Source organism: Bradyrhizobium sp. 4, from assembly GCF_023100905.1.
GTDB lineage: Bacteria > Pseudomonadota > Alphaproteobacteria > Rhizobiales > Xanthobacteraceae > Bradyrhizobium.
This window is the reverse complement of record NZ_CP064686.1, coordinates 5,386,585-5,405,454: the sequence shown is the minus strand read 5'-3', so window position 1 is coordinate 5,405,454 and position 18,870 is coordinate 5,386,585. Positions and strand designations below refer to the sequence as shown.

General features: G+C 63.7%; 15 protein-coding genes and 3 pseudogenes. 12 read left to right on the top strand and 6 right to left on the bottom strand.

Annotation, left to right across the window (positions count from 1 at the left end; all coding sequences use genetic code 11):
- Window positions 1-11 precede the first annotated feature (11 nt).
- A complete protein-coding gene (locus IVB45_RS25715; protein WP_247356628.1) occupies window positions 12-3,563 on the bottom strand; it encodes an autotransporter outer membrane beta-barrel domain-containing protein in 3,552 nt (1,183 codons plus the stop codon).
- Between the two features lie 397 nt (window positions 3,564-3,960).
- Here IVB45_RS25715 and IVB45_RS25710 point away from each other — a divergent pair, with 397 nt between their 5' ends.
- The 10 genes from IVB45_RS25710 (at window position 3,961) to IVB45_RS25665 (ending at window position 14,010) form a co-directional block, all read left to right on the top strand.
- Window positions 3,961-4,572, top strand: coding sequence for a hypothetical protein (locus IVB45_RS25710; RefSeq protein ID WP_247356630.1), 612 nt, complete (start codon window positions 3,961-3,963; stop codon window positions 4,570-4,572).
- Between the two features lie 213 nt (window positions 4,573-4,785).
- Window positions 4,786-6,339, top strand: coding sequence for an oligosaccharide flippase family protein (locus IVB45_RS25705; protein WP_247356632.1), 1,554 nt, complete (start codon window positions 4,786-4,788; stop codon window positions 6,337-6,339).
- 3 nt (window positions 6,340-6,342) lie between these two features.
- Entirely contained in the window at window positions 6,343-8,181 is a 1,839-nt protein-coding gene (gene asnB, locus IVB45_RS25700) for an asparagine synthase (glutamine-hydrolyzing) (protein WP_247356634.1), read from the top strand.
- Between the two features lie 51 nt (window positions 8,182-8,232).
- On the top strand, window positions 8,233-9,273 hold the full coding sequence (locus IVB45_RS25695) for a glycosyltransferase (protein WP_247356636.1): 1,041 nt from the start codon (window positions 8,233-8,235) through the stop codon (window positions 9,271-9,273).
- Between the two features lie 42 nt (window positions 9,274-9,315).
- On the top strand, window positions 9,316-9,921 hold the full coding sequence (locus tag IVB45_RS25690; RefSeq protein WP_247356638.1) for an acyltransferase: 606 nt from the start codon (window positions 9,316-9,318) through the stop codon (window positions 9,919-9,921).
- A 67-nt stretch (window positions 9,922-9,988) separates the two neighbouring features.
- On the top strand, window positions 9,989-10,762 hold the full coding sequence (locus IVB45_RS25685) for a methyltransferase domain-containing protein (protein ID WP_346015286.1): 774 nt from the start codon (window positions 9,989-9,991) through the stop codon (window positions 10,760-10,762).
- A 3-nt stretch (window positions 10,763-10,765) separates the two neighbouring features.
- Window positions 10,766-11,698: an NAD(P)-dependent oxidoreductase gene (locus tag IVB45_RS25680; protein WP_247356643.1), complete on the top strand. Its 933-nt coding sequence runs from the start codon at window positions 10,766-10,768 to the stop codon at window positions 11,696-11,698.
- A complete protein-coding gene (locus IVB45_RS25675) occupies window positions 11,691-12,884 on the top strand; it encodes a glycosyltransferase family 1 protein (RefSeq protein WP_247356645.1) in 1,194 nt (397 codons plus the stop codon). Before IVB45_RS25680 ends, IVB45_RS25675 begins: the two co-directional genes overlap by 8 nt.
- Before the next feature lie 462 nt (window positions 12,885-13,346).
- Window positions 13,347-13,790, top strand: a complete 444-nt coding sequence (locus IVB45_RS25670) for a hypothetical protein (protein WP_247356647.1) — start codon at window positions 13,347-13,349, stop codon at window positions 13,788-13,790.
- 49 nt (window positions 13,791-13,839) lie between these two features.
- On the top strand, window positions 13,840-14,010 hold the full coding sequence (locus tag IVB45_RS25665; protein ID WP_247356649.1) for a hypothetical protein: 171 nt from the start codon (window positions 13,840-13,842) through the stop codon (window positions 14,008-14,010).
- 404 nt (window positions 14,011-14,414) lie between these two features.
- On the opposite strand, the pseudogene IVB45_RS25660 reads toward IVB45_RS25665, so the two are convergent.
- Window positions 14,415-15,229 (bottom strand): annotated as a pseudogene (locus tag IVB45_RS25660) (UDP-glucuronic acid decarboxylase family protein); the annotation flags it as partial.
- Between the two features lie 251 nt (window positions 15,230-15,480).
- On the opposite strand from IVB45_RS25660, the gene rfbF reads away from it, so the two are divergent.
- Both rfbF and rfbG read left to right on the top strand, forming a co-directional pair.
- A complete protein-coding gene (gene rfbF, locus IVB45_RS25655; protein ID WP_247356651.1) occupies window positions 15,481-16,251 on the top strand; it encodes a glucose-1-phosphate cytidylyltransferase in 771 nt (256 codons plus the stop codon).
- Entirely contained in the window at window positions 16,248-17,321 is a 1,074-nt protein-coding gene (gene rfbG, locus IVB45_RS25650) for a CDP-glucose 4,6-dehydratase (protein WP_247356653.1), read from the top strand. The genes rfbF and rfbG overlap by 4 nt, the downstream gene beginning before the upstream one ends.
- Here the strand turns inward: rfbG and IVB45_RS25645 are convergent.
- The 4 genes and pseudogenes from IVB45_RS25645 to IVB45_RS25635 form a co-directional block, all read right to left on the bottom strand.
- The gene (locus tag IVB45_RS25645; RefSeq protein ID WP_247356655.1) at window positions 17,285-17,503 is read right to left on the bottom strand and encodes a hypothetical protein; all 219 of its coding nucleotides are present in this window, start codon (window positions 17,501-17,503) and stop codon (window positions 17,285-17,287) included. The two genes, rfbG and IVB45_RS25645, sit on opposite strands and share 37 nt — an antisense overlap.
- 93 nt (window positions 17,504-17,596) lie before the next feature.
- Window positions 17,597-17,689, bottom strand: a pseudogene (locus IVB45_RS39100) (hypothetical protein); the annotation flags it as partial.
- Between the two features lie 231 nt (window positions 17,690-17,920).
- Window positions 17,921-18,251, bottom strand: a pseudogene (locus tag IVB45_RS25640) (CoA transferase); the annotation flags it as partial.
- A 133-nt stretch (window positions 18,252-18,384) separates the two neighbouring features.
- Window positions 18,385-18,711 (bottom strand): hypothetical protein, encoded by a 327-nt coding sequence (locus tag IVB45_RS25635; protein WP_247356657.1) that lies wholly within the window; start codon window positions 18,709-18,711, stop codon window positions 18,385-18,387.
- Between the last annotated feature and the right edge of the window lie 159 nt (window positions 18,712-18,870).

Sequence of the window (18,870 nt, the reverse complement as noted above, 5' to 3'; positions counted from 1 at the left end):
ACGACGTCGGCTCACCAAGCGTACTTGAACACGCCCTTGCCGGAATAGCTGGTGACGTTGCCGGAGAACTCGCCGTCGAAGGTGCCGGCGATCGAGAAGCCGCTCAGCCATTTCATCTCGGCGCTGGCGCTGACGAGCGCGGAGTCGGCGTCGACCCGGGCGCCGTTCACGACGAAGCTGGTGCCCGGCAGGGTCTGGAACAGCGCGAGGACGGCGCGGCCCGGGTTGTAGTCGTGCGCCCAGGCGGCGCGACCGCGCAGCGTCAGCACGCCGTTCTGCATCGCGTACGACTTGTCGGTGCGCAGGCCGAGCTCGGAGCGGGGGTCGGTCAGCGATTGCGAGGCATAGTTCAACGCGAACAGTCCGCCGCCATTGAGGCTGACTTCGGAGTAGCTGGGCAGGTTGAAGTTCGTCACCTGCGCCGCCGCATAGGGGGTGAGGCCGATCATTGGCGTCGCGAAGCGGTAGCCGCCCTCGAAGCGGGCCGAGAAGGTGTCGGCCTTGAAGCGGCTCTGCAGCTGGTCGAAGCCGCCGGGCGCCACGGTGCGGTTGGTGGTGACGTCGTGCCAGCCATAGGCGAGCGCGGCGGAGATATAGGCCGGTCCGAAATTGTGCCGGCCATAGACGCCGGCTTGGAACAGGTCTGCCGAGCCCGAACCCATCGCATTGGCGAGCGAGTAGCTCAGTCCACCGCCACCGAGCGCGAAGCCGACCAGCGTGTCCACCGAAACCCTGTAGTCGGCGCCGGCCGCGCCGCCCCAGACCCGTGCGGTGAGGTCTTGCGAGCCGACCGGTGCATTGCCGCCGACTTGTGCCGAGCCTCCATAGCCGGCCGTCCAGAGGCTCCAGCGGCTGGCGGGCTGCGAGACGAGCAGCGGCGCCTTGGTCGCCATCGCATAAGCCTCGCGCTCGCGCGCGTTGGCCGGGCGCATCGACGCATAGGCGGCCGCGTCGTCGCTCTCGGCGAATTGCGCCACGCTGCCCGCCTTGGCGAAACCGGCCGAGCGGCCGATAACGGTCGGGTCGAGCATCAAATTGAGGAACTGCCCGTCGGCATTGATCGCGGACTGGATGATGCCGGTGCCGAGTTCGCCCGAGGCTGTCGTCAGCCCGGCCGGCGTCAGCGCAGCGAAGGCTGCCGGAATGCCGCCGGTCGAGTTGAAGAAGTTGGCCAGCGTGGTCGCAACGTTTTGCTGGTTGACGGTGAGGCCGCCGCTCGGCGCGAAGTTCACGCCGATATTGAGGAACACATTATTGGTGCCGTAGCTCAGCGACGCGTTGATCGTCGGTAGGTTGGAGAGGACGGCTGCGTTGAAGGCGGTGCCGCCGAAACCGCCAGTCGCCGACAGGATCGTGTACTGCTTCTTGATCGTGCCCGAGACGAACATCGCGCTCACCGTCGCGTTGCCGAGCGTGGCCGCGCCGTTGACATTGGCGAGGCTGGCATTGCTGGAGGAGACCTGCACGAGATAGGTCGAGGCCGCTGTGAAGCTCAGGGGGCCGTTGATCGTCAGCGGGCCGAACGGGGTCGCTGTGCTGCCTGGGGCGAGCGTACCGCCATTGACCGCAACGCCGGCGACCGTGCCGCTGCCGGCGAGTGTGCCGCCCGCGTTGACGGTGGTCGAGCTCAGGATCGACCCATCGACGACCAGCGTGCCGCCGTTCACGGTGGTGGGCCCGCTATAGGTGTTAGCGCCGGACAACGTCTGCTTGCCGCCGGCGATCGTCAGGCCGCCGCCCGCGCCGCCATCGTCGATCACGCCCGCGAAATTGCCGATGCCGTTGGTGATCGTCAGTGTGTTGGCGCCGATGTTGACGTTACCAGAGCCCGCCAACGACTTGATCGAAGTGCCGGCGCTCAGGGCCGAGATGTCGAAGATGCCGTTGGCGATGACATTGCGCGAGGTTGCGATGCTGCCGTCGCTGCCGGCGGAGTTGATGAGATCCAGTTCGCCGCCGCTCGCGATGGTTGTCGTCCCGGTATAGGTGTTGGTGCCGTAGAGCTGCTGCACAGCTCCGTTCGCGATCGCGAGATTGCCCGCGGTACCGCCACCAATGCCGCCGTCCTGGATCACGCCGCCGAAGGAATTGCCGCTCGTGATCGTCAGGGTCTTCGATCCCAGCGCGACGACGCCGCTGGCGCCGAACGAGAACAGCTGGGTGACCGAAGCCCCGGACGTGGTCTGGGAGATATCGAGCGTTGCACCGGGGCCTGAGAACGCGACATAGAGCGAATTGGCGATCGAGCCGCTGCCCTTCAGCGCCAGGGTCGCGGCCGAATCGATCTGCGTGACGTTGCTGTAGGTGTTCACGCCCGATAGCGTCTGCGTTCCGCCGAAAACCTCAAGCCCGCCTGTGCCCTGGATCACGCCTGCGAATTCGGTCGAACCATTGGTGATGACGAGGCTGTTGGCACCCATGTTGACAATACCAGCAGAATTACCGGCGAGTGTCGTAATGGGATTGAACGAGAACAACACCGCGGAGATATCGAGCGTCGCATTCACCGTGACGACGCTGGAGCTTGCGATGCTGCCGAAGCCCGAGATCGCCAGCGTCCCCGCCGAGATCGTCGTCGGGCCGGTGTAGCCGTTGATGCCGGTCAGCGTCAGCGTGCCGGTGCCGACCTTGGTCAGTCCGCCACCGGTGCCGGAGATCACGCCGTCGACCTGGGTGGAGGTGTTGACGCTGCCTGTGGTGAGGGTCTTGGCGCCGAGCACGTAATTGCCGGCGCCTTCGATCGAGCCCGCCGTCATGCCGGTGCTGGTCAGGCCGGAAATATCGACCGTGCCCCCGACATTGTTAACGAAACGCGCGCTGCCGCCCGTGCTGGAACCGTCGAAGTTCACCGTTCCGTCGTTGGTGATGGTCGACGTTGCGGCGGTGGTATTGTTGTGGAAGTTCAGCGTCGCCGAAGCGAGGTTGTTGATCGTGGCGCTGCCAGCGGAAGCGCTGGTGAAGAAATCGATCTGGCCGTTGGCGTTGTTGGTGATCAGGGCGTTGCCGGCAGAGCTGGAATCCTCGAACGTGACGAAGTTGTTGTTGACGAGGGTTGCCGATCCCGCGGTGCTGTTCTGAAGGAAGTTGACGGTGCCGCCGGCATCGTTTGTGATGATTACGGCCCCGGCGCCGACACCGCCGCGCGCGGTGCTGCTGTTCTGGAACACCAGATTGTTGCCGGAGGTGACTTCGAAATTCTGCGCATTGCCGGAATCGTTGATGATACCCGTCCCGTTGATGATGAACGGGTTGCCGATCGTGACCGAGTAGGCCTGCGCCGTGTTCGCGAAGTTGATCGTGCCGATGACGACGACGCCGTTGTTGTTGTCGACGGCCGTGCTGCCGGTGTTCGTGAACGTCGCGGTTACATCCGGCACAATCGGGTTGGACGACCAGTTCGTGCCGTCCGTCCAGTCGCTGGTGCCGCCGACCCAGTCGCCGTCCAGGGCGTGCGCGGCGACGACGCCGAGCGCAGTGGTCGCCAGCAGGGTCGCCAGGGAGTGGCGCAGGCCCGATCGCAGCCCGTATCCGTTCCGCCCACCAGCCTTCGTCGGTCCAGCCATCAGGTCTTCTCAAATCAGCAAAGAAATAGTCGCAAACGAGGTAACGGAGGCGCGTGGCAAGGCCCGGCGCTTTCGCCATGATCTCATAGCGTTGCAGCGTGCCGCAATGAACGGATATCCATCTGCATCGGGTTCCGCCCTGTTCCGCCTTGCATTTTCGACCATCGTGGCCCTCGGGCAACATATTCATGCATTGCAACATCTGCGGAGCAAATGGCTTTGCCGTCGGTCCGGCAGCACGCTTTAGGTTGATGGCGCTGACGATCGGAACTAGTTTGGCGCGGACGCCTCGCCGTCTTTTCGTGCGAACGGTGGTCGCAGGGGAATGTCGATGTCCGGGTGGTTGAGACCGACAGGACTGGCCGTATTGTGCGTGGTTCTGGGCCCCGCCGGGACCATGGCCGCCACCTCATCGCGGATCGATGTCCTGTCCGACGATGCTGCGGGCAGCCCCGCCGACAGTGTCGATGTCGGAACGATGCGCCCGATCGCGCGGCCACCGCAGCAGGCTTCGACCAAGCCCGCTCCTCGCGGCAATCCGCTGTGGTCGGTGCCACTCTCGGCCCTGACCGCGACCCAGGAGCGCCCGATCTTCTCGGCCATGCGCCGGCCGCCGCCGCGCGCGGTCGTGGCATCGCCGGTCGAGGATGTGTCCGCACCGCCCCCCAAGCCCGTCGAGGCCCCGCCGCCGCTGTTGCTGGTCGGGGCCGTGGTGGGCGAGGGCGATGCCATCGCGATTCTCGTCAACCGCACCGATCAAAAGGTCGTGCGCCTGCGGCAGGGCGAATCGCTCGGCGGCTGGTCGCTGACCTCCGTGCAGCCGCGCGAGGTGACCTTCAAGCAGGGCGAGCGCAGCGAGGTGCTGGCGCTCCAGCGGCCGGACGCAGCCCCTCCCGCGGGCCCGCCCGCGGATGCCGGCGGAAGGCCAACGATGCCGGGCCTGACTGACCCATCTTCGCCTTTCGTGCCGCGCTCGACGCCCAAGAACGGCGAGTCGGATGGGCTCTGATCGTGCTTTTCGGGGATCGGGCCGCACACGTCCGTGATCTGTCCGGGAAGCCTCCGGACGAGCCCGAAAGAACGGTCGAAACCGTGGCGGCTGCGGCCGCCGCCGGCTATCGACATTCCGTGAACCGACTGCTAGCCCGAATTCGCGCTGCCTTGGGGGAACCCTGACCGGCGCGGGGCAAAGGCTTGTTGAGGTGGTAGCCGGGTGGCTGGCATGAGGTTGAGAAAAACACCGCCCGATCTGCTGGGGAATTCCGCCTGGAATGCGATGACGTTCGTGGTAGCCGTGGTGCTGAACCTGGCCATCCTGCCTTTCGTGATCACCCATCTTGGCCTCGCGGCATTCGGCGTCGCGGGTCTTGTCACCGCATGCATTGCGCCGGCACTGGTGTTCAGCAACGCGCTCGGGCTGTCGACGTCGCGCGAGCTTGCACAGCGACTGGAGCCGTCCGACCGCGACGACGCGCGACGCCTGTTCGCGACCGCGGCCATTCTCGCGGTCGGCGCGGGCGGGCCAATCGCCATTTTCCTTTTGGTTGCCGGGGCTCCGCTCGCGCGTCTCGGATTTCATCTGACCGGTCCGGCCGCCGAGGATCTCGCGCTGGCCTTCGCGCTGGCCGGTATCGGCTGGTTGTGCCAGTGTGTATCGGCGATCTTCATTTCGTTGTTCACCGCGCGGCAAGACTATCGCCGGATCGCCTCGATCGGCATCGTCAGCACTGTCGTCTCGACTCTTTCGATGCTCCTCCTGATCCCCGCCGCGCCATACGCATCGACATTCCTGGGTTGCCAGGCGCTGGGGTTGGCGATCGGCCTGTTGCTGGCGCTGGCTTGGTGTCGCGGCCAAATGCGTCAGTGGCTGGCGCCTCCAGCATTGCATCGCGAGGCGCTTGGTAGGCTGGTTCGGTTCGGCGGATGGCAGGTTGCCGCACAGGGTGGTGCGCTGCTTGCGGGGCAGGCCGATCGATATTTGCTTGGCGCACTGCTGCAACCGCAGTTTGTCGGCTTCTACGGCGTCGCGCAGCGCCTGCAGGAGGCGACCTATATCGGTATCCTGAAGATCGGCGAGATCCTGCTTCCCTTCTTCAGCACGCTGCAGGGGGAGAGCGAGGACCGCAAGGTCGATCTGCTGTTCCGATCGTCGTGGATTCTCAACGTCCTGGCCGCAAGCGCGCTCGGCGGATTGATCCCCGTGGCCGGTCCGCTGCTGCATGTTTGGACCGGCGCCGAGGTCGCGGCCGAGGCTGCACAGGTTCTCGTCGTCCTGTCGATTGCCGGGATCCTCGGATCGAGCGCGAACGTCTTTGGCTTTTACCTGCTCGCGCACGGGCGGTCGCGCTCCAACGCGCTTATCGCCTTGACCACGGGTGTCGTCACACTCGTGACCAGTGCCATCGCATTGCCACGCTTCGGATGGCAGGCCGCAGGCTGGAGCGCATGCGCCGGAATGATCGCGCAGATGGCGACCATTGTCTTCCTGTTGTGCCGTAGTTTTGACGTCGCCGGCATGTGGTCGCGCATCGTGCATTGCGTGCTGATGCCGCTCGGCATCGGCATCGCGACGGCGCTGGCGGTGCGGTACGGTCTCGACCGCGCGCCATTCCAGCCCGCGCCGTCCTGGTGGTCGGTGGGAGCTGTTTCGTCGGGGACGGCCGCGATCATTTTCGCAATCGTGGTTGCGGCGTCGCAATTGGGTCCGTATCGAAGGGCTTGCCGGCAAGATATTCGTTCGATCGTCGCTCGCTTCTGGCCCCTCAAGACTGTCTAGGACATGTGCGGAATCGCAGGCATCGTAAATCTGGGTGGCGATGCGGTCGAACCGGCCGACATCTCGCGGCTGACCAGCCTGATCGCGCATCGCGGTCCGTTCGGCGAGGGGACCTGGTTCAGCGCGGACCGAAGCCTCGCATTCGGCCACCGCCGCCTGGCGATCATCGATCCCGGCGAGGGCGGCTATCAGCCCATGCTGTCCGCGGACGGCCGCCATGTGATCGTGTTCAACGGCGAGATCTACAACTTCCTCGAGCTTCGCCGCGAACTCGAGGCGCAGGGCGCGGTGTTCCGCAGCCAATCCGATACCGAAGTGATCCTGGCCGCCTGGCAGGCCTGGCGGGAGGACATGCTGCCCCGCTTCAACGGCATGTGGGCCTTGGCGATCTTCGACACGAGCACCCGCGAGCTGTTCTTTGCGCGCGACCGCTTCGGCATCAAGCCGCTGCTCTATGCCACGTCGCCGGAACGATTCATCTTCGCCTCCGAGCAACGGGCGCTGGTACGGAGCGGACTGATCGATACTTTCGTCGACATGGAGGTTGCGCGCCGGCTGCTCCTCGATGCCTTCGGGATCGAAGGAAGCGAGCGGACCCTGTTTCGCCAGGTTCGCCGCCTGCAGGGCGGCCACTGCATGTGGCTTCGCCAGGGCAAGGTCAGTGTCAAGCGTTGGTGGCGGACCGTGGACCATCTGCCACCGGTGCCGGCCACCGAAGCCGAGCGTGTCGCGCGCTTTCGCGAGCTGTTCCAGGATGCGGTGGCGCTGCGCATGCGCAGCGATGTGCCAATCGGAACATGCCTGTCGGGTGGCTTCGATTCCTCGGCCGTGATTTGCGCCATGGCGGCGCACGAGAAAGAAGGCATGGGGCCGCGTGACAGCGCGGCATGGCGTCACGCCTTTGTTGCGACGTTCCCCGGCGCCTTGAACGACGAGAGGCCGATGGCCGAGGAGGCCGCCGTCTGGGCCAATGTCGCGCCAACTTTTCTCGAAATCGGACAGGCCGATGCGCTGACGGACCTCGATCAGATTCTCGACGATCTCGATGACGTCTACATCGCGTTGCCCAGCGCCATATGGCTGCTCTATCGCCAATTGACCCAGAACAACGTGACGGTGTCACTCGACGGCCACGGCGCGGACGAGCTGATGGGCGGCTATTTGCAGGAAGGACAAGCGCGCGCGTTTCAAATACGGAACGCGGCGGAGGACCTCGCGTCACGTTCGAAACTGGCCCGGCGTTGTGTGGATGTCCTCCGTGCGTTGGCCCTCAAGCGGAAGGGCGTGTATTTTCTGCGCGGTGGGCTGCGCAATCTTCCCGCCCCGCTCCCGTTGATAGCGGAGGACGATGTGCTGCCGCGTGAATGGGGTGGCTTGAACAAGCGCCTCTATCGGATGTTTCACAGCACGGTGCTGCCCACCATCCTGCGCAACTTCGATCGCCTTTCGATGGCGCACGGCGTCGAAGTCCGCATGCCGTTCATGGATTGGCGGCTGGTGACCTATACGATGGCGCTTCCCGAAAGCAGCAAGTCGGCAGACGGCTATACCAAGGCTGTTGCCCGGGGGGCGATGGCCAATTTGATGCCGGAGTCCATTCGCACCGCTCGCCGCAAGGTCGGCTTCAATTCGCCGATGCCGGAATGGCTGAACGGACCGCTGGCCGGCTGGACGGCTGACCTGCTGAACAAGAATGTGCCGGCGTTCGCGGAACTGGTGGATGAAGCGGGCCTGCGCGCGGCGGTCAGCCGTTTGACGGCGACGAAGTCCTGGGACTGGGAGTCGGTCGGGCGGATCTGGCCGTATCTGAATATGAAATGGATGTTGGCGAGGTACGCGTAAACGATGCGTCTGTTCCAGAATAGCGCCCTATATCCGTCCTATCTGCCGCGGTTGAACCAGCTCGCGGCCGGCACGCAAAGCTTCGCGGAGCGGCGGCGCGTGTTTCTGCACGACCGTTTCGGCGCGTCGCATTTTCTTCAACCGGTGCTCGACGGTTCGCCGGACGCCTTCTTCACCAACGGTGACGACAAGGTCCTGCAGCGCCGCTGGGCGCGCGAGCAGGGTATGTCGGGCGAGCCGACGCTCGAGGCCATTCTGCTCGCGCAAATTGAGCATCACGCTACTGAGGTATTCTACAATCTCGATCCCGTGCGCTACCCAAGCGCATTCGTTGCCAAGCTGCCGGGCTGCGTGAAGAAGGCGCTGTGCTGGCGTGCCGCGCCGTCGGGAAATGCCGATTTCACTGCCTATCGAGCCGTGCTCGGAAATGCTCCCTCTATCCTCGATATCTGGCGCCGTAACGGATGCCGGGTCGAAACATTCTTCCCGGCGCATGATCCGGTGATGGAGGAGTATGGCCACGGCGAGCGCCCGATCGATGTCGCCTTTGCCGGCGGCTATTCTCGACATCATCGCGTGCGCGCCAAGACGCTGGAGCAGGTCGCACAGCTCGCCGATCACCGCAATATCGTGCTTTGTCTCGATGCATCACGCCTGACCAGGCTCGCAGAGAGCACGATCGGGCGATTGCTGCCACTGCGACAGCACCGGCGCCCCGATGCCATCGCCGCCATTGCTAGGCCGCCGGTGTTCGGCAGAGCCCTCTACGAACTGATTGGCTCGTCGAAGATCGTGTTCAACGGCGCGATCGACATGGCCGGCACGGATCGCGGCAACATGCGTTGCTTCGAGACGATGGGATGCGGCGCATTGCTTGTCTCCGACGCCGGTAGCTATCCCGCCGGCATGCAGGAGGGGGTGACTATCGAGACCTACAATAGCCCCGAACAGGCCGTCGAGGTCATTTCGCGCAGTCTGCAGGACTGGCCTAGATTGGCGGAGTTCGCTGCGCTTGGTCGGGCCCGCATCCGGGACATCTACAGCAAGGACGCGCAATGGAAACAGTTCGGCGACCTCGTCGGACGGGTTTAGCCGTGCTAGAGCGTCCAGAACGACGCGATTTCAGTTGATTGCATGAACCTCAACTTGCTGATCCAGCGGCTCACCGGCCGCAATGCCGACTACCTGATCCAGCGCATGATGGGCCGGGCGACTTGCCGTCTCGATGACGGGGCAGCGCTCGGAGCCAGCGCGAGGATCAGGAACATCCGCGGCGATGCCGACAGGATCGTCATCGGCCCACAGAGCCGGATCCTCGGCGAACTCATGACCTTCGCCCATGGCGGCGAGATCAAGATCGGCGAATGGTGCTATGTCGGGGAGGGGACGCGGATCTGGTCGGCCGGCTCCATCGAAATCGGAAACCGGGTTCTGATCTCCCATTCGGCAAATGTTTTCGACAGTCTGACCCATCCGATCGGGGCGGCCGCGCGGCATGCCCAGGTCCGGCAGATCTTCACAAGTGGTCATCCGCGCGAACTCTCGCTCGACGAAAGCCCGGTCCGGATCTGCGATGATGCCTGGATTGGCGCGGGAGCCATGGTGCTGCGCGGCGTGACGGTCGGGCCGGGGGCCGTGGTGGCGGCCGGGGCCGTCGTGACCAAGGACGTGCCGCCTTTCTCGATCGTGGCCGGAAATCCGGCTGTGCTGGTCAGGGAGCTCCGGTCCGATGAGCGGTGACGACAAGTTCACGACGTGGGAGGATGCCGTTGTCTGGCTGCGCAATCAGCCGGATCAGGGTCAGCTCGTGCGCGACGCCTTCTACGATGATCCGCTGATCGCCGCCGCCGAGCGTTATTTTCAGAGTTCCGAATGGCAGGCGGTCACGGCGCTCCTGGCCGGGCGCTCTGGCACGGCTCTCGATGTGGGAGCGGGGCGCGGCATTGCCAGCTACGCGCTGGCTCGCAGCGGATTTGAGGTGACTGCACTCGAGCCCGATGGCAGCGCCATCGTCGGCACTGCGGCAATCCGGGCTCTTGCGGCGAGCACGCAGCTGCCCATCCAGGTGGTCGAGGAGTTTTCCGAGCGCCTGCCGTTCGCCGACAACACTTTCGATCTCGTCTTCGCGCGCGCCGTGCTGCATCATACCCGCGACCTTGATGGTGCCTGCCGCGAGATTTTTCGCGTGCTTCGCCCCGGCGGTATGCTGATCGCGGCGCGCGAGCACGTGATCAGCAAGGAAGGCGATCTTCAAAAATTCCTCGATCAGCACCCGCTGCATCACCTCTACGGGGGCGAGCATGCCTACCTGCTCGACCGCTATACCGGCGCGTTGAAGTCGGCCGGGTTCGCCACTGTCGGGACACTGGCTCCGCTGCAGAGCGCGATCAATCTGTTCCCGTATACGATGCAGACGCTGCGATCCGCGGTCGTCGAAAAACTGACGCGGAAGATTCCCGCCGGCCCGCTGTGGCGCGCGGCGTTTGCTTCGCAGCATGTCTTCGAGTCCCTGCTCTCGCTTGCCGAGCGCTTTGACCACCGGCCCGGCCGGCTCTATTCGTTCGTCTGTCACAAGGTCTAGGACATGTCCACGTGGGTTACCGGTGCGAACGGATTCATCGGACGTCATCTCGTTCGCGAACTGGCGAGCGCCGGGCATGCGGTCCATGGCGTCGGTCACGGTGCGCTGGATCCGGCCCAGGCACAGGCCCTCGGTTTGCAGGCCTGGATCAACGGTGAAGTTGATGATGCCAATCTGAATGCGCTCGCCGCCTTGCACGGCCTGCCGTCGCACGTCTTCCATCTGGCCGGCGGGTCGTCGGTTGGGCTGTCGATCGCGCGCCCGTTCGAGGATTTTTCGCGGACCGTGACGAGCACGGCGCGGCTGCTCGAATGGCTTCGAAGTTTTGCGCCCAGCAGCCGGCTGATCGCGGTGTCAAGCGCCGCTGTCTACGGCGCCGATCATACCGGTCCGATTCCGGAGAGCGCGGCGCTTCTGCCGATGTCGCCTTACGGACACCACAAGCTGGTCATGGAACAGTTGTGCCAAAGCTACGTCCAGAGCTTCGGCATTCACTGCATGGCCGTGCGGCTGTTCTCTGTCTACGGTCCTCACCTTCGCAAGCAACTGCTCTGGGATATCTGCTCTCGGCTGGGGAGCGAGGTAGAAACGCTGAATCTCGGAGGGACGGGGGCCGAGATAAGGGATTGGACCGACGTTCGCGACGTCGTTCGCTTGCTGGCGCGCGTCGCGGGGGCCGAGTGGCAGGACGATTTTGGCGTGATCAATGGCGGTTCGGGGCGCGGCGTGAGCGTGGCCGAGATTGCCGAGGGACTGATCAGGCATTGGGACAGCAAAACGGTCGTGCGCTTTTCCGGCGTCGGACGTCCAGGGGACCCGACGAGCTTGCTGGCGGACAACGGGCGCGTGCTCGACATGAATTTCGATTGGCGTATCCCGCTCGAGCACGGACTGGCCGACTACGTCGAATGGTTCAGGAGCCAGGCTCGTGCCTGAGCGCGCGCCGCTGCGGATTGCATTCACCAACATCCCACGTCGACTATGGGCGGGTGGCTACAACTATCAACGCAATCTGTTCGAGGTGCTCAACCGGCATTCTCCGGGAACGGTGGCACCCGTGCTGTTTGCCGGAACGGCGGACGATCCCGAGGAGATCGCGGCGTTGGCCGGCATTCCCGGCGTCGAGGTCGTGCGCTCGCCGGTGTTCGATCACGCAGCGACCGGTCTTGCCCGTGCGACGGACCTCGCCCGCGCGATCGTCTTTGGTCTGGACGTGCCTGCCGTCGCCGAATTCAAGGCCAGCAGGATCGACATGGTGTTCGAGTCTGCGCGCTTCTTTGGCTGGCGCCTGCCATTTCCCGCGGTCGCATGGTTCCCGGATTTCCAGCATCGCCTGCTTCCCCATCTTTTCTCCAGGGGCGCCTATTGGCGGCGTGATATCGGCTTTCGGGTTCAGATCGCGTCCGGCCGGCACATCATGTTGAGCAGCGCCAGCGCGCTCGGAGATCTCAGAAGGTTCTATCCGGGCAATTCAAACGGCGTCTCGGTCGTTCGGTTTGCGACCGAGCCCCCCGTCAACCTGCTCGCCACGAAGCCGCCGGACGTGATCGCCCATTATGGCCTTCCACCACGATATTTCTATCTGCCCAACCAGTTCTGGCGGCACAAGAACCACCAGATCGTGGTCGATGCGCTTGATCTGCTGAAATCTCGAGGGCTGGACGTCGTTGTCGCGGCGTCGGGAAGCACGCAAGACTTCCGCGAGCCTGGTCTTTTCGAGGCGATGATGAAGGAGGTCGGGGCGCGCGGCTTGGAGATGAATTTTCGACATCTCGGAATGATCCCGCTGGATCACGTCTACGCCCTCCTGCGTGCATCGATGGCCCTCATCAATCCTTCGGAGTGCGAGGGGTGGAGCACCACTGTCGAAGAAGCGAAGTCGTTTGGTGTCCCGATGATCCTGTCCGACATCGATGTCCATCGCGAACAGACCGAGGGCGGCGCGCGATATTTCGGCATCCGCGACCCCAAGTCGCTTGCCGATCACATGTTGCAGGTTGCGCAAACCACCGGGCCTGCGTTCGTCCGAAATTTGTTGCCGAACCTGCAGCATCGCGTAGAGGCGTTCGTTGCGGATTTCATCCGGCTGACTCGGGATGTGATGGCGTCGCGGCGCGGCTAAACCTGATTGAAAGCGTGGATGCGCATGACCATGGTTCGCTCAGAGTGACCGAATTCTTAGGTGCCCGACGAACGCGCGCCGACCCAAGCCTGCTCAGTTGGCAGCGCGATATTTACAAGTTGATGCCGCAATGCTAGCAGGTACGCGTAGTAGCGCGTCTTGCTCGTAGTCATGATTGACGTCGATGCTATTGGGCTTTTTGCACCTCTCGTCACAACGATGGGATTATTGATCGTCTCGGCGATCGGATGTCAGCGATCAAACCGATGACGAAGACTTGGTTGACGAACGCAGCAATAGCGGTTTGGGTCTCAACTAACTCAGTCCTTCTCTTGTATGGCATGCGTGGCACGAAGGGCCATGCAGCCATGACAGCGGCTGTCATGATCGCGCCGTTGCTCGTCATGCGAGGAATTTCAGCCGCCACCGGCAGACTATTTGTTCGTTGCATTGGCAGCGCTCATGTTGGCGTCCGTAGTCGTCAACGGTCGAACGACGACTGATCGCGACTATGCGCTGCTCGCCCTTTCAATGGCCGCCTATCCCGCGTTTCGGGCCGTGGGTAGTCGTTTTGATCTCTCGCGTTTCTCCTGCATCACGGCGGCGCTCGTTTTGGTTGGGACCCTGCTGACGGCTTGGGCGGTGGTTTACGATCGGAGCGGCGAGTACAAGCCGCTCGTTCTTGGTTTCCACGAAGGTCCGACCGTTTTTTCGCTGACGTGGTGCTTCCTGGTCTTTGCTTTGCTTTCAATGAACTTGTCGTCGCTTCAATGGCGTGTTGTTGGCGGTTTGATCGCCTTGCCTGCGTTCGTGTTTGCCGCAGCAATGGTGCGACACCCTTCGTCGCCCTGGCTGTCACGCTCGCTGCGACGGCTAGGATGGGCAGCCGGCGTCAGATTGCCGTAGCCGGCGTCGGGGTCTGAGCATTGTCATCGGTTTGGCCGCGCGTCCCGCGATGTCCGGCAAGATCATCGGGCTTGTCGTGGAGAACGTTCCGGTCTTGGCAAGCGATACCCAGGGTACCTTTGCGATTCAAATAATCACAGAGGAAGCCTTGAACCTGTTGCCGAAGCTTGGACTTCTCGGCCAAGGCATCGGAAACGTTCGCTCAACAATCTTGCTATAAGGCTGAGCCGCACAACGTCGTATTGCAAGCCGCAGTCGAGGTTGGTGTTGTCGCAGCGCTGCTTTTGGCTGCTGCGTTCGTTTTGGCGGTGATGTCGGCAGCAAAGCGGACGCACTCGAATCCCGCCGCGTCCTTTCTGCTTGCTGGCCTGATATTCGTCGGGATCGAGTTTTTGATGAGTGGCTCGCCGACGAACTCGGCGCTACTGTTTGGATTTATGGGCTGGGCGGTTGGGCTGCCACAGACGGGCACGAGATAAGCGGTGGAGCGCATCCGCTCGCCGGCCCGTAGCTGATCCCCAGCCCAAGCCACCTCCAGGTTCGCTGCCTGCGGTGCGCTCGTTGCGGAAGCTCGCTTGCGCGGCCGACGGAAGTTGCGAGCTGGATCAGACCAGCTCGAGTACGCTTGAAATAGGCGATGGTCTCCTTCAGCCCGTCCTCAAGCGCGACCTTCGGCTCCCAGTCCAGTGCCGCCTTTGCCTTGGTGAGGTCGAGCTGGCGCTGGCGCGGATCGTTCTGCGGCAGCGGCTGGAAGATCAGTTGCGAGCGCGAGCCGGTGAGCTTGATCACCTTCTCGGCGAGCTCGCCGGTGATGTTCTCACCGGTCGCCATCAGCCGCGTGATGGCTTCGACGAGATCGTCGACATAGCAGAAGGAGCGGGTCTGCCCGCCGTCGCCGAACACCGTGATCGGTTCGCCCTTGAGCGCCTGGACGATGAAGGACGACACCACGCGCCCGTCATTGGGCTGCATGCGAGGGCCGTAGGTGTTGAAGACGCGCGCGACTTGATCGGCAGGCCGTGCTGGCGCCAATAGTCGAAGAACAGCGTTTCGGCGCAACGCTTGCCTTCGTCGTGGCAGGAGCGAATGCCGATAGGGTTGACGTTGCCCCAATAATCCTCGGTCTGGGGATGGATCAGCGGATCGCCATAGACCTCACTGTGGAGGCCTGGAAGATGCGGGCCTTGAGCCGCTTGGCGAGGCCGAGCATGTTGATGGCGCCGTGCACCGAGGTCTTGGTGGTCTGGACGGGATCGCGCTGGTAGTGGATCGGCGAGGCCGGGCAGGCCAGGTTGAAGATCGCGTCGACCTCGGTGTAGAGCGGGAAACTGACGTCGTGCCGGACCGCCTCGAACAGCGGATTTGCGATCAGATGGGGCGATGTTGCGCCGGCTGCCGGTGAACTGTCTGCTGTTCCGTCCTTGACGCTAGGGCTCGATCGGTCTTTAGCAAGCATGCTACCCGATGAAGCCGCTGCCCCGAGCCGACGAACATTCGGCAATTTCATAGCCATTTGACGGCACGACCGGTTCTCGGAGAGGCTGTCAGCCTCATGCCGCTATAGGGAAATGCCAAGAGGGTTGCTCCTGCTGAGTTATTGCCTTTAAACCTCTCGCTGGGATGGATTTTCCCGGTCGCGGCCGGTTGTATAGAAGTTGCGATGGATGCGTGTTCCCGTCTGGAGAGATCAATGAAGGTCGTAATTCTTGCCGGAGGTCTCGGTACCCGAATCGCCGAGGAAACCAGCACCCGTCCGAAGCCGATGGTCGAGATCGGGGGCCGTCCTATTCTCTGGCACATCATGAAGATCTACAGTCATTATGGCTTTAATGACTTCGTGATCTGTCTTGGTTACCGAGGTTACATAATCAAGGAGTACTTCGCGAACTACTTCCTGCACATGTCCGATGTGACTTTTCATATGGCCGAAAACCGAATGGAGGTGCATCGCGAAACTGCCGAGCCCTGGCGGGTCACCCTGGTCGACACCGGGGAAGACACCCAGACCGGCGGGCGGTTGAAGCGGGTGCTGCCTTACGTCGCGGACGAGCCTTTCTTTGCGCTGACTTATGGGGACGGCGTCGCCGACATCGACCTCGCCGCCGAGATCGCTTTCCACAAGGCGCATGGGCGGCGCGCCACCGTCGCCGTGGTGCGGCCTGCAAAGCGCTTCGGCGCGGTTGCTATCGAGGGTGACCGGGTCGTCAATTTCGAGGAGAAGCCGAACGACGATGGCGGCTGGATCAATGGCGGCTTCTTCCTGCTGTCGCCGTCGGTCGGTGATGTCATCGAGGGCGACAAGACGATATGGGAGCGCGAGCCGATGGAGCAACTCGTGAGTGGGGACGATCTCCGCGCCTATGTGCATCCCGGCTTCTGGCATCCGATGGATTCGCTGCGGGATCGCAATTTCCTGGAGGGCGAATGGGCGAACCTCCGCGCCAAATGGAGAGTCTGGTGACGGATCCCGCATTCTGGCGCGGCAAGAAAGTCTTTCTGACCGGGCACACCGGTTTCAAGGGGGCATGGGCCTCGCTGTTGCTGCGCCGCTTCGGCGCCAGCGTCTACGGGTATGCGCTCGAGCCGACGCATCCATCCTCGCTGTTCGTGACGGCGCGCATCGCCGACGACATCAGGCAGCGCATCGCCGACATTCGTGATCTCTCCGCCTTGCGCGCCGCAATGACTGAGGCCGCGCCGGACATTGTCATTCACATGGCGGCGCAAGCGCTGGTGCGGCCGTCCTACGAGGAGCCGGTCGAGACCTTTGCGACCAATGTGATGGGCACGGTGCACGTGCTGGAGGCCGCGCGGCAGCTGCGATCGGTACGGGTGATCCTGAATGTCACCAGCGACAAATGCTACGAGAATAACGGGGCGGGTGTCGCCTTTCGTGAGGTCGATCGGCTCGGCGGCGACGATCCCTACAGCAACAGTAAGGCCTGCGCCGAGCTCGTGACGCACTCCTATCGCGACAGCTTCTTCAATGCGAAGGACGCGGCACGTATCGCGACCGCGCGCGCCGGCAACGTCTTCGGCGGCGGCGATTTTGCGCGCGACCGTCTGGTGCCTGACGCAATGCAGGCGTTCCTTGCGGGCGAGGCCTTGCGCATCCGCAACCCCAATTCGGTGCGGCCCTGGCAGCACGCGCTCGATCCGGTGCTCGGCTATCTCACGCTGGTCGAGCGGCTCGCGGGCGATGATCATTTCATTGGCGGCTGGAATTTCGGGCCGGATGCCGCAAGCGAGGTGCCGGTCGGGACCGTGGTCGAACATCTGATCGCGCTGTGGGGCGACGGCGCGCGCTGGACGGCCGATGCCGGCCCGCACCCGCACGAAGCTGCCTATCTCAAGCTCGACTGCGCCAAGGCGCGCAGCGAGCTCGGCTGGACGCCGCAGCTCGATCTGGCCCAGGGTCTGCGTCTCACCGTCGACTGGTACGAGGCGCTGCGCGAGAGCCGGGACCTGCGCAAAATCTCGCTCGACCAGCTCGATCAGGTCGTCGGCGCGTCGTCCAGGACGGTCGCGTGATGTGCCGGCTTGCGGCGGCCGGGGCCGAAGAAAGCGGACCGCCGCGTCTTGACGGATCTCGCTGTGGCGCAAATGCGCAGGAGATCCTTGCGGGCAACCAGGACGAGATGCCCGGTCGCGTGCTCGACGATCGGCACCCGGCCGGCGTCGGCCAGAACCATCCGATCGGCGACATACGACACGGGCTCGTTCGGATAGCCGAGCGTGAGCGAGCTGTCTGAGGCGCAGTCGAACAGGGTGGCGCGACCATCGGCGCTTGCGGCACGCCAGCGCAGGAGGTCCGAGCGGCCGACGAGTCCGGAGACCCGTCCGCCCGTGTCTATCAGCGGATAGGACTTGTGACGTCGTTCCCGTCGGAGAAAAACGATACCGCTTCGCCGACGGTCATGGTCGCGGGCAGGGTATCGACATCCCTCACAATCACTTCGTTCACGCGAAGTAGGTCAAAAGGGGGGCGATGTCGTATTCGCGCACGAGTGCTGGCCGCGCCGCACGATCTTTTCGCTCAAGATCGAGCGCTTGAGCAGCAACACGGTGAGCGGATAAGCAGCGCTTGTGGCAATCAGAAGTGGTTCCAGCATCGCAAATTCGCCGGTCAGCTCGATGCCGAGCTTCTTCTTCACGTCGGGCCGGAAGTTCTCGACCACGACGTCCGCCTTGGCGGCGAGAGGCTTGAACGCGGCGAGCCCCCGCTCGTCCTTCAGGTTCAAGGTCATCGCTCGCTTGTTGCGGTGCAAATTCTGGAAGTCCGAGCCGCGCCGCGGTCCGCCCGGCTGTTCGCCGCCAGCATCCTCGGTCAGCGCATCGATCTTGATCACATTCGCGCCCCAATCCGCGAGCTGCCGCACGCAGGTGGGCCCGGACCGGACGCGGGTCAGATCGAGCACGGTGAAAGCGTGACAGGGCTTCCGAGGCATGCGGAAAGGGCATCTTGATGGGCTCCGGGACCGAGTGGGGGCCTACCACAGTGCCGAAAGACCATGCAGCAAGACGTCACGCGGCAGGTCTGGGCCGCGCGGATGCCGCCTGTTGAAATGCAATGCCTGAGGGGCGCCGCGAAGGATCAGCGCGCCAGCTGTTTCAGCTCAGCGCGCGCCCGCTCGGCCAGCGGGTCATCGCCGTGGCGCGCAATGAACAGCTCGAACGCCTCCCGCGTTCCCTTGCGACGGGCGGATTCGTACTCCTCCGCGACCGCAGCCGAGGGGTCGCGGGCCATTGGAACGGAGGGCGCGCGTCCCGCTGTGCCGCCATGCCTGGCGCTTTGCTTGCCGCTCTCATCCCCATTGGCTTTGCCGACCATGACAGGCAGTCCTCCGAAAGGTAGATGGCCCGGCCCGGCGAGCGCCATCAGGGCGCCGAATAGGCCGGCCGAGAGGGAACGTCGTTTCATAATTTCACTCGCAACAAGGAGGTCGCCGGAACCGACATCCCTTCTTGTTCTGGCCCGTATGACTACGGGATTTGATGGCTAACACGGCCTACGGAAGGGGTCCGGACCGGTTCGCCCAAATTAAACCAAACGTTTAACTCTCAAGCTAGAATCACCTGT